The organism is Micromonospora carbonacea, assembly GCF_014205165.1.
Classification (GTDB): Bacteria; Actinomycetota; Actinomycetes; order Mycobacteriales; family Micromonosporaceae; genus Micromonospora; species Micromonospora carbonacea.
The window spans coordinates 1-13,447 of sequence record NZ_JACHMZ010000001.1 but is presented as its reverse complement, the minus strand read 5'-3'; the positions used below and the strand labels follow the sequence as shown (position 1 = coordinate 13,447).

The following is a 13,447-nucleotide window of genomic DNA, read 5'->3' as shown; positions in this document are numbered from 1 at the left end:
CGACATCCCGGCTCAACCGGTCGCACACATTGACGGACGTCTCACACACCGGTTAACGTCCCGGCTAGAGAGAGCGCTCTCACAGGTAACGAACCCTCCCAATACCGACCCAGCGCCGACGCCGGCCGGTCCGGCGCACCCGCGCGATGGAGGCACCCGTGACACCTCCCACACCACACCGCCGCCGCCTCTGGGCCCTCGTCTCGTCCACCGTCCTCGCCCTCGCCACCGGCGGCCTCGCCGTGGCCGTCGACACGGCCCCCGCCCAGGCCGCGTCCGTCGGGGCGGGCAGTTACACCACCACGCCCGTCGGCCCGCTGCCCGCCGGCTGCGGGCAGCTCTCCACCAACCCCCGGCAGTACGTCACCGCCGACGCCCCCGCCGGGGCCGTGCCCACCAACGACTGGTGGTCGTCGCTGCTGTTCAAGCGCACCGACTGCGCCTTCAGCGAGCCGCTGCACGCCCACCCGCTGTCCTACGACACGTTCACCGACGGCCTCGGCTTCTCGGCCAACTCCACCCCCGCGATCAGCGGGACGGCCACCGGGGTCGGCGAGTTCCACTACCCCTACACGCAGGACATCCGCGTCGGTGTCGCCGGGCTCGCCGCGCCCACCGTGAAGGTCGCCGGCTGGACCGACTGGACCGTCACCCCGTACTGGAGCGACGGCGCGCGCACCCTGCGCGCCACCATCGGCCACGGCCTGCCGTTCGCCTACTTCCAGGCCACCGGCGGCGACGCCGTCGTCAACGCCAGCAGCACCCCGACCGTGTGGTCCAACAGCGGCGCGACCATCGGCTTCACCGTCGCCGGCCACGACTACGTCGCGTACGCGCCGAGCGGCGCGAGCTGGACGGTCAGCGGGGGCCGGATCTCGTCCACCCTCGCGGGCAAGGGGTACTTCTCCGTCGCCCTGCTGCCCACCACCGCCGGCAGCACTGCCGCCGAACGCACCAGCCTCGCCGCCACCTACGGCCGGTACGCGCACGCCCACGTCACCGGCACCCGCGTCTCGTACGCGTACGACCAGGCGGCCAGCCGCCTGACCACCACGTACGCGTTCACCACCACGGCCCGGGAGGGCACCGCCACGCAGACCGTGGTGAGCCTCTACCCGCACCAGTGGAAGGCGCTCACCGGCTCGACGCCGCTCACCCAGACGTACCCGTCGGCGCGCGGCCGGATGAAGGTCCTCACCGGCGTCACCCAGTTCCGCACCGCGATGACCTACCACGGGGTGCTGCCCGAGCTGCCGGCCGTCGGCGACGGCTCCGGCGCCGACCTGGCCACCCTGCGCGACCAGCTCGCCGCCGTCCGGGGCAACCCGATGGACCAGCGCGGCGGCGACACGTACTGGACGGGCAAGGGCCTCGGCCGGGCGGCCCGGATCGCCGAGGTGGCCGACCTGGTCGACGACACGGCCACCCGCGACAGCGCGCTCAACGCCATCCGGAGCACCCTCACCGACTGGTTCACCGCCTCGCCGGGCAAGACCGCGAAGGTCTTCTACTACGACCAGAACTGGGGCACGCTGATCGGCTACCCGGCCTCGTACGGGTCCGACCAGGAGCTCAACGACCACCACTTCCACTACGGCTACTTCATCGCCGCGGCGGCCACCCTGGCCAAGTTCGACCCGCAGTGGGCCACCGACGCCCGCTACGGCGGCATGGTGGACCTGCTCATCCGCGACGCCGACAACTACGACCGCAACGACACCCGGTTCCCCTACCTGCGGGACTTCGACATCTACGCCGGCCACGACTGGGCCTCCGGGCACGGCTCGTTCGGGGCGGGCAACAACCAGGAGTCCTCGTCGGAGGGGATGAACTTCGCCAACGCCCTGATCCAGTGGGGTCAGGCCACCGGCGACACGGCCGTCCGCGACGCCGGCATCTTCCTCTACACGACGCAGGCGGCGGCGATCCAGGAGTACTGGTTCGACCACGCCGACGAGAACTTCCCGGCCGGGTTCGGGCACTCGACGGTCGGCATGGTCTGGGGCGACGGCGGCGCGTACGCGACCTGGTTCAGCGCCGACCCGGAGATGATCCAGGGCATCAACCTGCTGCCCGTCACCGGCGGCCACCTCTACCTCGGCTACGACCCCGCGTACGTCCGCACCAACTACGCCGAGCTGGTGCGCAACAACAACGGGCAGCCGACGGTGTGGCAGGACATCCTCTGGCAGTTCCAGGCGCTCGGCGACGCCGGCACGGCGCTGTCGAACCTGCGGGCCAACCCCGGCTACACGCCGGAGGAGGGGGAGAGCCGCGCGCACACCTTCCACTGGATCCGCAACCTCGCCGCGCTCGGCACGGTCGACACCACGGTCACCGCGAACCACCCGCTGAGCGCCGTCTTCACCCGCAACGGGGCGCGGACGTACGTGGCATCGAACATCACCGCCGCACCGATCACGGTGCGGTTCTCCGACGGCGTCACGCTCACCGTGGGGGCCGGGAGGACGGCCACCACCGGGGCGTACACGTGGAGCGGCGGCAACGCCGCCGGGGGCGTGCCGCCGACGGGCACCCCGAGCCCCACGCCGACCGCCAGCCCGACGCCGACCCCGACGCCGACCCCGACGAGCAGCCCCAGCCCGTCGCCGACCGCCACGCCGCCGGCCGGCTCGCCGACGCGCTACCTGCTCGCCGGGGGCGGGCTCGGTGCGGCCGGCGGCGCGGGCACCACGACGGTGGCGGCGGCGAACGGCAACCACGACGGCACCCCGACCAACGCCCAGGTGTTCACCGCGACCGGCCTCAACCTCGCGTACGCCGGCGGGCAGACCGCGTTCGACCTGTTCCTCGACGCCGGCACCGCCGTCGGCAACGGGGTGCAGGTGCGGCTCTCCTACGACCTCACCGGCAACGGGAGCTGGGAACGGGTGGAGACCTACCGCTACTTCGCCACCGACCCGGTCCCCGGCTACGAGCACTACACCCAGGCCGCCGGGTTGCAGTCCAGCAGCGGCACGCTCGGCAACCTGGCCAACGGCACCGTGAAGGTGGAGGTCTGGTCGGCCATCGGGGGCAGCCCGAGCACCCTCGGCCTCGGCAACCAGTCGGTCGTGAAGCTGCCGTACTCCTGACCGGTCCTCGCTGACGCACCACCCCGCGCCGCCGGTCGTGCCCCGACCGGCGGCGCGGGCGCGTAGGTTGCAGGGCATGACCGACCGGGACCCCGTCGCCGACCTGCGCCGGATCGCGTTCCTGCTGGAGCGGGCCAACGAGGCCACCTACCGGGTGCGGGCGTTCCGGTCGGCGGCGGCGGCCCTGGCCGCGCTGCCGGCGGCGGAGCTGGCCGAGCGGGCCCGCTCCGGCAGGCTCACCGAGCTGGCCGGCGTCGGCGACGTCACCGCCCGCTGCGTCGCCGAGTCGCTGGCCGGCGAGGAGCCGGTCTACCTGCGCCGGCTCGTCGCCACCGAGGGCACCGACCTGGACGCGGCGGCCACGGCGCTGCGCGAGGCGCTGCGCGGCGACTGCCACACCCACTCCGACTGGTCCGACGGCGGCTCGCCCATCGAGGAGATGGCGCTCGCGGCGGTCGAGCTGGGCCACGAGTACGTCGTGCTGACCGACCACTCGCCCCGGCTGAAGGTGGCCCGGGGGCTCACGGCGGACCGGCTGCGCCGCCAACTCGACCACGTGGCGGCGGTGAACGAGGCGCTGCCCGAGGGGTTCCGCATCCTCACCGGCATCGAGGTGGACATCCTCGCCGACGGCTCGCTGGACCAGGAGGAGGAGCTGCTGGCCCGCCTCGACGTGGTCGTCGGCTCGGTGCACAGCGGGCTCAACGACGAGCGGGGCCGGATGACCCGGCGGATGCTGGCGGCGATCGCCAACCCGCACCTCGACATCCTGGGCCACTGCACCGGCCGGATGGTGTCGTCGCGCCCGGCCGGCGTGCGGGGGCCGGGCGACCGGGCGCACCGTCCGCGTACCCGGGCCGAGAGCGACTTCGACGCGGACGCCGTCTTCGCCGCGTGCGCCGAGCACGACGTGGCCGTCGAGATCAACTCCCGGCCGGAGCGGCAGGACCCGCCGAAGCGGCTGATCCGGCGGGCGCTGGAGGCGGGCTGCCGGTTCGCGATCGACACGGACGCGCACGCGCCCGGCCAGCTCGACTGGCAGCGGTTCGGCTGCGAGCGGGCGGCCCTGTGCGGCGTCCCCGCCGACCGGGTGGTCAACACCTGGCCGGCGGAGCGCCTCCTGGCGTGGGCCCGGGGCTGACCGGCTCGCGCCAGACCAGTGGGTGCCGGGCTCAGCGGGCGGCGGCCGGGGCGGCCGGCGGGGCGACGTCGACGGCGCGGGCCCGCCCGCTCCGGCCGAGCACGCCCTGGGTCACCGCGACCCCGGCCAGCACGATCAGCGCACCCACCGGCTGGTGCCAGGTGAGCCGCTCGTCGAGCGCCAGCGCCCCGATCAGCACGGCGAAGATCGGCACGAGGTAGGTCACCGTGGAGGCGGTGCTCGCCCCCGCCACCCGGATGTTGCGCAGGTTGATCACGAAGGCCAGGCCGGTGCCGAGCGCGCCCAGCGCGAGCACGCTGACCAGCGCGCCGGGCGACAGGTCGGTGGGCAGCGGCGGCGCGCCCGCCACCAGCGGGCCGACCACGGCGAGCTGCGCGGTCGCCAGCACGAGCTGGGTCGCCGAGAGCGAGAGGCCGGAGTCGGCGCTACCCGCGACGAACCGCTTCTGGTACGGGATGGCGAAGCCGTAGCAGGCCGCCGCGCCGAAGCACATGAGCTGACCGGTGAAGTGGGCCCCGCCGACGCCCGCCCACACGCCGAGCACCACGAGCACCCCGGCGAAGCCGAGCCCCAGCCCGACCGCCTTGCGGCTGGTCAGCCGCTCGGTGCGGAACACCAGCACCGCCATCGGCAGCACGATCAGCGGCGTGGTGGCGTTCCAGATCCCGGCCAGCATCGACTCGACCCGCTGCTCGCCGTAGCCGAAGAGGGTGAACGGCACGGCCACGCCCAGCGCGGCGGCCACGAACTGGTGGGCCCAGATCCGGGGCTCGCGGGGCAGCCGGTCGCGCAGCAGCGCGAGCGCGACGAGCAGGGTCAGCGCGCCGGCGGCTACCCGGTAGAGGGTGAGGTGCAGCGGGTGCAGCTCGCGGACGCCGACCTTGATGAACAGGAAGCTGGAACCCCAGATCGCGGCGAGCGCGAGGAAGCCGGGCAGCCAGCTGCGCAGCGCCGACCTGTCAGGGGTGGTATCGGGTGTCACCCCTGACACTCTGCCGCAGGGGTACGACGGTGTCGCGCGGTTTCCCCGCCACCGTGTCCGCCACCATAGGAACCACCTGCAGTGGTGGTGCGTTGACCAGCCGAGGAGGTGCCCCCGATGGCGATGCCGATGCGTTTCGACCCACTCGTCGATCTCGACGGGATCTGGACCACCCAGCTCGCGGAGCAGTACCTCCCGCTGCCGCAGCTGCCCGATGTGCGGTACGAGTGCATCGACGGAAGGTTGGTCATCACGCCCGCTGCGGTCGGCACGAACAGCTATGCCGAGATCGAGCTCGCCCACCTCCTGAAGCCAGCGGCCAAGGCCGCCGGCTGCTACGTGTACGGCCAGGTCAACCTGACCTTCACGCCGCAGCGCTGGATCCAGCCGGACGTCACCGTGCTGCACGGCCTGCCGAAGGACGACGAGGAGGACCGCTGGATCCCGGCCCGCCTGTGCACCATGGCCGTCGAGTTCGTCTCGCCCGGCAGCCGGCGGCAGGACTTCGTCGACAAGCCGCGCCGGTGCGCGGCGGCCGGCGTGCCGTACTTCATGCGGGTCGAACTCTCCCGCCGCCTGCGGCACGCGGCGGTCGAACTGTTCGCCCTCGGCACGTCTGGCGTCTACGACACCATCGCGCGGGCGGTCAGCGGGGAACGGCTGCGGGCCGACGCGCCGTTCCCGATCGACTTCGACCCGGCCGAGCTGCTGCCCTGAACACGGCAATCACGCTCGACAACCGCCCGGCCGGGTCGCGTAGTGTCACCCCGTGGGACGAATCGATGACCTCGCCGACCGGTACGTCGCCGACTGGGCGCAGCTGAGCCCCGTCGGCGCGACCTACGTCGGCATCGCCGGACACGACGACCAGCTCGACGACCTGTCGCCGGAGGGCTACGCCGGCCGCGCGGAGCTGACCCGGCGCACCCTCGCCGACCTCGACGTCACCGAGCCCGAGTCCGAGTCGGAGCGGACGGCCAAGGAGGCCATGCAGGAGCGGCTCGGCCTCGACCTCGCCCGCTACGAGGCGGGTGAGACGACCAGCGAGGTCAACGTCATCGCCAGCGGGCTGCACGACATCCGCATGGTCTTCGACCTGATGCCCACCGAGGGCGAGCAGGCGCAGGCCGACATCGCGGCCCGGCTCAACCGGTTCGCGGGCACCCTGGAGAGCTACAAGACGACGCTGCGCGAGGCCGCCCGCGCGGGCCGGGTCAGCTCGCAGGCACAGCTCGTCGAGGTCGCCAAGCAGTGCGACGTCTGGACGGACCCGGGCGGCGACAACTTCTTCCACGGCCTCGTGGAGCGGCTCGGCGTCGACGGCACGCTCGGGGCGGAGCTGCGCCGGGGCGCGGCGGCGGCCACCGCCGCCACCGCCGGGTTCGGCCAGTTCCTCCGCGACGAGCTGGCCCCGCAGGGGCGCGCCAAGCAGGCCGTCGGCCGGGAGCGGTACGCGCTCGCCTCGCAGTACTTCCTCGGCGCGCGCGTCGACCTCGACGAGACGTACGCCTGGGGGTTCGCGGAGCTGGCCCGGCTGGAGGCCGACATGCGGACGGTGGCCGCGCGGATCGTCGGGCCGGGCGCGACGATCGACGAGGCGGTGGCCGCGCTGGACGCCGACCCGGCGCGCACCATCGCGGGCAAGGAGGCGTTCCGGGACTGGATGCAGGCGCTGGCCGACAAGGCAATCAGCGACCTGCACGGCACCCACTTCGACATCCCGGAGCAGGTGCGCCGCATCGAGTGCTGCCTCGCCCCGACCAGCGACGGCGCGATCTACTACACGGGCCCGAGCGAGGACTTCTCCCGGCCGGGGCGGATGTGGTGGGCGGTGCCGCAGGGCGTCACCGACTTCTCCACCTGGCGCGAGGTGACCACCGTCTACCACGAGGGCGTCCCGGGCCACCATCTCCAGGTCGCGCAGACCGCCGTCCGGGCCGACCTGCTCAACCGCTGGCAGCGGCTGCTGTGCTGGGTCTCCGGCCACGGCGAGGGCTGGGCGCTCTACTCCGAGCGGCTGATGGACGAGCTGGGCTACCTGGAGGACCCGGGCGACAAGCTCGGCATGCTCGACGGGCAGGCGTTCCGCGCCGCGCGGGTGATCGTCGACATCGGCATGCACCTGGAGCTGGAGATCCCGAAGGACAACCCGTTCGACTTCCACCCCGGCGAGCGGTGGACCCCGGAGCTGGGCTGGGAGTTCATGCGGGCGCACTGCCGGGTGCCGGACGAGAACCTGCGCTTCGAGCTGAACCGCTACCTGGGCTGGCCGGGGCAGGCCCCGTCGTACAAGGTCGGGGAGCGGATCTGGCTCCAGGCCCGGGAGGACGCGAAGGCCCGCAAGGGCGCCGACTTCGACCTGCGGGAGTTCCACCGGCAGGCGTTGGACCTCGGGGCGCTGGGCCTCGACCCGCTGCGCCGGGCGCTCGCCCGCCTCTGAGTCGCCGGGGACGACGGCCGGGGCCCGGGGGTGTGGCCCCGGCCGTCGCGTCGGAGGGCGGCTCAGGCGAGGTCGAGCCGCAGCGCCGGCTTGCCGGTGAGGACGTCGCACTGGACATACGCGAGGTCGATCACCGGGTCGGTGAAGGTGATCGGGATCGGCGAGGTGATCGGGATGCCGTCGGGGAACGGCAGGTCGGGCGTGAGCGTGATCTTGATGCCGAGCAGCCGCCCGACGAACCGGGTGGCGTAGAAGGCCACGTCGCCCTGGACGGTCAGCCGGTCCGTGACGTACCGCTGGCTCCGGCCGCCGGGGCCGTCCGCCAGGAGCTGGAAGTCGTCGGTGACGCTCTTGGCCATGCTGAACTTCAGCGCCCTGAGCGTGCCGTCGCCGGTCGGCAGGTCGACGATCCCCTCGAAGCGCAGCCCGGTCATGGTGACCTTCGAGCCGGTCAGCTTCGACGGCTTCCCCGCCACCCGGGGCTGGCCGGGCTCGGGGGCGATCCTGGGCAGCGGCTCGCCGGGCTCGACCTCGGCGGGCTCGGTGGGCTCGGGGGTGGCGCACCCGTCGCCGGGCTTGTCGGGGCTGGCCGACGCGTCCGGGGTCGGCTTCGCCGATGCCGTCGGCCGGGCGGTGGACGTCGGCGTGCCGGTGGTGGGCGCGGTGCCCGTCGGCTCCGGGCTCGCGGCCGGCTCGGCGTCGTCGTCGCCACCGGTGAACAGGTCGCCGATGCCGTCGATGATGTCGGTGAGCACGTTGCCCCCGGAGGTCTGCTCCGCGCTGGGGCTGGCACCGGGGCTGGGGCTCCTGCTGGCCGGGCGCGACGCCGACGGCCCGGGCTCGGCCGTCCGGGTGGCGGACGGGGTGGGGCACGGGGCGGCGGGGGCGGCCTGCACCGGGGCCTGGTCGCGCAGCGCCAGCGCCCCGGCGGCCGAGACGCTGAGCAGCACCAGGGTGATCGCCAGCAGCCTCGGGTCCCGTGACGCGTCGCGCCGGCCCGGGCCGTCCTCGGCCGGGTGGCGCAGCGGGAGGCCGTCCGCCCCGACCACCGGCAGCACCTGGGTGCTGTCGTCGCCCCGGTCGGCGGGCGGCGACTGCGGCGGCGGGGGCGGCGCCTCGCGCAGCGGGTTGCGGGGCGGCGGCAGGGTGTCGGTGAGCGGCCCGGTGACGTCGTCGGGGTGCTGCGCGCGGGGCATCAGCTCGTCGACCAGCGCCGCCTCGTCGGCGCGGTCGGCGTCGGCGTCGGCGTCGGTCGGCCCCTCGGTCGCGGTTGCGGTTGCGGCCGGCCCCTCGACCGCGGTTACGGCCGGGCCCTCGGTCGCGGTGGCGGGCGGGCCGGAGCCGGCCGGCGCGGCGGCCGGGCGACGGGCGGGCACCCAGGCGAAGCCGAGCGCGCTGCCGACCATGCCGAGCAGCAGGCCGACGAAGAAGCCGCCGAGGTTGACGCCGATGAGCGAGAACACGGCGGTCACCGCGCCGACGATCGCGTAGAACATCCGCTGCTGCGGGCTGAACCACATCAGCATCCCGCAGGCCACCAGGATCACCGGGATCAGCCAGGACAGGAAACCGGTCGGCCCCATCTGGAAGCTCAGGCCGCTGAGGCTCATCTGGGTGGTGGAGAAGATCTCCAGCCCGGCCAGCGCGGTGAACAGGCCGCCCCAGAAGGGGCGGGCCCGACGCCAGCGGCGGAAGCTGCGCCACGCCTGGCTGACCCGGCCCGGCTGGGCGTGCTGCGGGTTGGCGGTCGTCACGTACTCCTCCTGGCGGTGCTCACTGGTGACGGGAGGGGGCCGGGGCCCGTGGAGGGCACCCCCCACGGGCCCGGTGGCTAGCTCAGAAGCACTCCTTGGCGGCGGCACCCACGTTGACCTTGAGCTTCAGCCCGTTGAGGGTGAAGATCGCGGCGCTGGTCGAGCGGGCCACCTGCTCCAGGTCGGTGATCGTCACGCTGTCGGCGCTCTGCCCGAAGGACTTCGCGGTGGCCCCCTCGTTGAGGTCGGTGGCGTCCCGGCCGATCTTGATGTTCTTGAACTCGGCGTCGCCGCCCAGGGAGTCCATGTCGATCAGCAGGCCCTTGGCGGTGGCCGGGTTGCCGCCGCCACCGGCGTTGATGGTGAGCACGATCGGCAGGTCGGGGATCTTCACCGACTGGCACAGGTCGTAGAGCTTGGCGTCCGCGATCTCGGACACCGCCACCGGGTGCGTGGTGCCGTCCTTCTCCTTGACGAACCCGCCGTACTGCTTGAAGCCGGTGCCCTCCAGCTTCGAGGCGCCGACCTTGAAGGTCTGGCCGGAGACGGCGAACGACGCCGCGATCGCGCCGTTGGCCATGCCGAAGACGATGGCGCCGGCGACGGCGGTCGCGGGCACCATCATCGCGGCGAACCGCCGCCAACGGGTGCCGCCCTGCTCCAGACGGTCTTCCGAATCCTTCACGAGGTCCTCCTCGAACGGGGGTCACCGAGCGCGGGATCACGGCTCGGGGGTGGGGGAAGCTGCGGTGGCTGCTGCGATCCGCTGGCCGGACGGCGCGCGCAGCGTGCGGATTGGATGCTGCCGCGAAGCGACCCAGGTCACAAGACCCTTGCTACCGGCGGGTAACTCGCCCGCGTCGCCAAGATCGGTTATGGTCACCTTCGGTCAACGCCCACCTCGACGCCCCACCGGACAAACCGGGCCGAGTGCGACAGGCGGCGCGGCGAGACTCACGCGACGTAGCCGTGATACCCGCCGGTAACTTTTTGGTAACGAGAACCTGCCAGACCGCTGAGAGTGATCCATCGATCACCGCCGGGGCGATACCGGTGCGGAAATCCCGCCTGACCGGCCCGGTTCAGCCCGACGGACACCCGGTGCGCCGCACGCCGACACGCTGCCCGGACACGGCCGGGGACGCAGACTGCCGGACGGCCCCGCCGTTGGTTACCGTAGGTGTCTCCCGGGTGGGAGACGCTCCCACGTGGTACGTACCGATCGAGGTTGCTGTGACTCTGTACGGCGAAACACGACCGCCCGCCGACGACCGGCCGACCGTCAAGGTGACCGCGGTGAGCTGGCCGGTCGACGAGCCGGCCCCCGTCGCACCGGCAGCCACAGCCGCCACACCCGGCGCCGGGCCGACCCGCCGCAGCCGCCGGCTGCGGGTCCTGCTCGCCGCCGGCGTCGGCACCGCCGTCCTGGCCACCGTCGGCGGGGTGGGCGCCTACGCCTACGCCGGCGACGTCCCGCGCGGCACGACCGTGCTCGGCACCGAGCTGGGCGGCCGCAGCCGCACCGACGCGATCCGCGAGCTACGCGCGGAGCTGGAGCGGGCGGGCACGCCGCACACCCCCCTGCGGGTGACGGTCGGCGAGAAGAGCCTGGAGTTCGCCCCCGCCGACGTGGGCCTCGCCGTCGACGTCGAGGCGACGGTGGACGCGGCGGCCAAGGCCCAGGCGCACCCCGTGAGCCGCCTCGTCGGCTCCCGCGCCGTCGACCCGGTGGTGACCGTCGACCCCGCCCGGCTCGACGCGGCCCTGCGCAAGGCGGCCGGCGACCAGACCCGCGAGTGGACCGTGCCGGCCATCATCTTCACCGGCACCACACCCAAGCCGGTACGCCCCAAGTCCGGCCTCGCCCTCGACCCGCAGCGCTCGGCCCAGGCGGTCCGCGCCGGCTGGCTCTCCGGCCAGCCGGTGACCGTGCCGCTGGTCGAGAACACCCCGGCGACCAGCGCCGAGGAGGTCGACAAGCTCGTCGCCGAGCTGGCCCGCCCCGCCGTCGCCGCCCCCGTCACCCTCGACACCGACAAGGGCTCCGTCACCATCCCGCCCGCCGCCATCGCCCGGAGCCTGCGCTTCACCGCCGACGACGCCGGGAAGCTGACCCCCCGCGTCGACGTGAAGCGGCTGCGGGCCGCCCTCGGCGACAAGCTCGACGCCATCGAGACCGAGCCCCGCGACGCCCGGATGACGGTCACCGGGGGCAAGCCGAAGCCGGTCGACGGGAAGCCCGGCCAGCAGCTCGACAGCGCCGCGCTCAGCCGCGACCTGCTCGCCGTCCTGCCCCGCACCGACGACCGGAAGGTCACCGGCCGGCTCAAGGAGACCCAGCCGGAGCTGACCACCGAGAAGCTCGCCGGGCTGGGCATCGTCGAACGGGTCTCCCGGTTCACGACCCACTTCACCGGCGGCCTCTCCTCGCCCCGCAGCCAGAACATCGTCCAGATCGCCAAGGACGTCGACGGGACGGTCGTGCTGCCCGGCGAGACGTTCTCCCTCAACGGCCACACCGGCGAGCGCGGCTACGCCCAGGGCTACCGGGACGCCCCGGTGATCCTCGACGGCAAGCTCGTCCCCGGGGTCGGCGGGGGCACCTCCCAGTTCACCACCACCCTGTTCAACGCCACCTACTACGCGGGGCTGGAGGACGTCGAGCACAAGCCGCACTCCTACTGGTTCAGCCGCTACCCGCCGGTCATCGAGTCGACGATCTTCTGGCCGAACCTCGACTTCAAGTTCCGCAACAACACGAAGTACGGCGTCCTCATCGACACCTCCACGACCGCCAGCTCGGTGACCGTGTCGATCTGGAGCACGAAGATCTACGACAGCGTCAAGACGGAGTACGGCCCCCGCCGGGACGTCACCAAGCCGAAGACCATCCACCTCAAGCCCGGCCCGTCGTGCATCCCCAGCAACGGCATCGACGGCTTCACCCAGGACGCCTTCCGGGTCATCAAGAAGGACGGCAAGGTGGTCAAGCGGGAGAAGTTCACCTGGCGGTACCTGGCCGAGCCCCGCTACGTCTGCGGCGGCCCCGCCGACTGAGGCCCGCCGGGCCCCGGACACACCGATGCCCCGCCGACACGTCGTCGGCGGGGCATCCCCGTTTCGAGCACGCGAGCCGCGCCCCGCGCCCGCAGCGGGCGCTCAGGGCCGCGCGTCGGCCAACCCCTGCCGTACGCCGTCGGCGTCGCGGTCGGTGCCGTACACGGGCGTGTCCGGCTGCTGCCGCCAGCTCTCGTCGAGGGTGCCGGCGTCGACCGGGTCGAAGCCCAGGGCGTCGACCAGCTCCATCACGACCCGCTTCGCGTCGGCGTCGTCGCCGGCAACCGGAAGCCCGATCCGGTCCGAGGCGCCGGCCGGCCGCCCGTTGTCCATGAGGTGCTGGGCCTGGATGTTGTTGAACGCCTTCACCACCCGGGCACCCTTCAGGTGCTCCGCCGTCCACCGGCTCGAACTGAGGCTGCGGTCCAGCAGCTCGGCGATCTCGCCGTCGCGTTGGGGGTAGTAGTTGTCGGCGTCCACCACGATCCGGCCCTCGAAGCGCCCGGCGGGAAGGTCCGGCACCGCCCGCAGCGGGATGGCCACCACGACGATCTCGGCCTGCTCGGTGGCCTGCTCCAGGGTTCCCGCGGTCGCCCCGGTCTCCCGCGCGAGGTCGCCCAGGGACGCCGGTCCACGCGAGTTGGTGACCGTCACGTCGTGGCCCAGGGCGCTCAGCCGACGGGTGAGGGTGCCACCGATGTGCCCCGACCCGATGATTCCGATCTTCATGACCACTCCTGCCTCCGCCTCCCGGCGGTCAGATCCGGTCGGACTGTGGGCAGGTACCCCGGTCGGAGCGTCCCAATAGCGCTGGAGGTGAACGCCACGTACGGTTTTCCGGCCACGGTCGCGGGGAACGCCACCGGCGGCGGGTCCCCGACCGACGCTACCGAGACGAACGGCGTGGTTGGGAGTGTTCCGGGGAAGTGGCCGGAATGCGTTTCAGGGCCACCCCGG

Annotated in this window: 9 protein-coding genes; 5 read left to right on the top strand and 4 right to left on the bottom strand. The window is 73.3% G+C overall.

All coding sequences use genetic code 11. The annotated features are described in order from the left end of the window. Nucleotides 1-158: 158 nt before the first annotated feature. Both HDA31_RS00045 and HDA31_RS00040 read left to right on the top strand, forming a co-directional pair. Nucleotides 159-3,095: a glycosyl hydrolase gene (locus HDA31_RS00045; RefSeq protein ID WP_281370211.1), complete on the top strand. Its 2,937-nt coding sequence runs from the start codon at nucleotides 159-161 to the stop codon at nucleotides 3,093-3,095. Between the two features lie 76 nt (nucleotides 3,096-3,171). Then, complete coding sequence (locus tag HDA31_RS00040; protein ID WP_178066708.1) at nucleotides 3,172-4,236, top strand: PHP domain-containing protein; 1,065 nt, start codon at nucleotides 3,172-3,174, stop codon at nucleotides 4,234-4,236. Between the two features lie 31 nt (nucleotides 4,237-4,267). Here HDA31_RS00040 and HDA31_RS00035 read toward each other — a convergent pair whose 3' ends face one another. After that, nucleotides 4,268-5,239 carry a DMT family transporter gene (locus tag HDA31_RS00035; RefSeq protein ID WP_178066709.1) on the bottom strand — a complete coding sequence of 324 codons (972 nt, stop codon included), beginning with the start codon at nucleotides 5,237-5,239 and terminating at the stop codon, nucleotides 4,268-4,270. 117 nt (nucleotides 5,240-5,356) lie between these two features. On the opposite strand from HDA31_RS00035, the gene HDA31_RS00030 reads away from it, so the two are divergent. Continuing rightward, nucleotides 5,357-5,956 carry a Uma2 family endonuclease gene (locus tag HDA31_RS00030; RefSeq protein ID WP_178066710.1) on the top strand — a complete coding sequence of 200 codons (600 nt, stop codon included), beginning with the start codon at nucleotides 5,357-5,359 and terminating at the stop codon, nucleotides 5,954-5,956. A 52-nt stretch (nucleotides 5,957-6,008) separates the two neighbouring features. After that, a complete protein-coding gene (locus HDA31_RS00025) occupies nucleotides 6,009-7,679 on the top strand; it encodes a DUF885 domain-containing protein (protein WP_074472181.1) in 1,671 nt (556 codons plus the stop codon). A gap of 62 nt (nucleotides 7,680-7,741) precedes the next feature. Here HDA31_RS00025 and HDA31_RS00020 read toward each other — a convergent pair whose 3' ends face one another. Next, nucleotides 7,742-9,433 (bottom strand): DUF6114 domain-containing protein, encoded by a 1,692-nt coding sequence (locus tag HDA31_RS00020; RefSeq protein ID WP_178066711.1) that lies wholly within the window; start codon nucleotides 9,431-9,433, stop codon nucleotides 7,742-7,744. 82 nt (nucleotides 9,434-9,515) lie between these two features. After that, the gene (locus HDA31_RS00015) at nucleotides 9,516-10,058 is read right to left on the bottom strand and encodes a DUF6230 family protein (RefSeq protein WP_074472784.1); all 543 of its coding nucleotides are present in this window, start codon (nucleotides 10,056-10,058) and stop codon (nucleotides 9,516-9,518) included. Between the two features lie 608 nt (nucleotides 10,059-10,666). Here HDA31_RS00015 and HDA31_RS00010 point away from each other — a divergent pair. Then, nucleotides 10,667-12,490 carry a VanW family protein gene (locus HDA31_RS00010; RefSeq protein WP_178066712.1) on the top strand — a complete coding sequence of 608 codons (1,824 nt, stop codon included), beginning with the start codon at nucleotides 10,667-10,669 and terminating at the stop codon, nucleotides 12,488-12,490. 102 nt (nucleotides 12,491-12,592) lie between these two features. Here HDA31_RS00010 and HDA31_RS00005 read toward each other — a convergent pair whose 3' ends face one another. Beyond that, complete coding sequence (locus HDA31_RS00005) at nucleotides 12,593-13,219, bottom strand: NADPH-dependent F420 reductase (protein ID WP_178066713.1); 627 nt, start codon at nucleotides 13,217-13,219, stop codon at nucleotides 12,593-12,595. Between the last annotated feature and the right edge of the window lie 228 nt (nucleotides 13,220-13,447).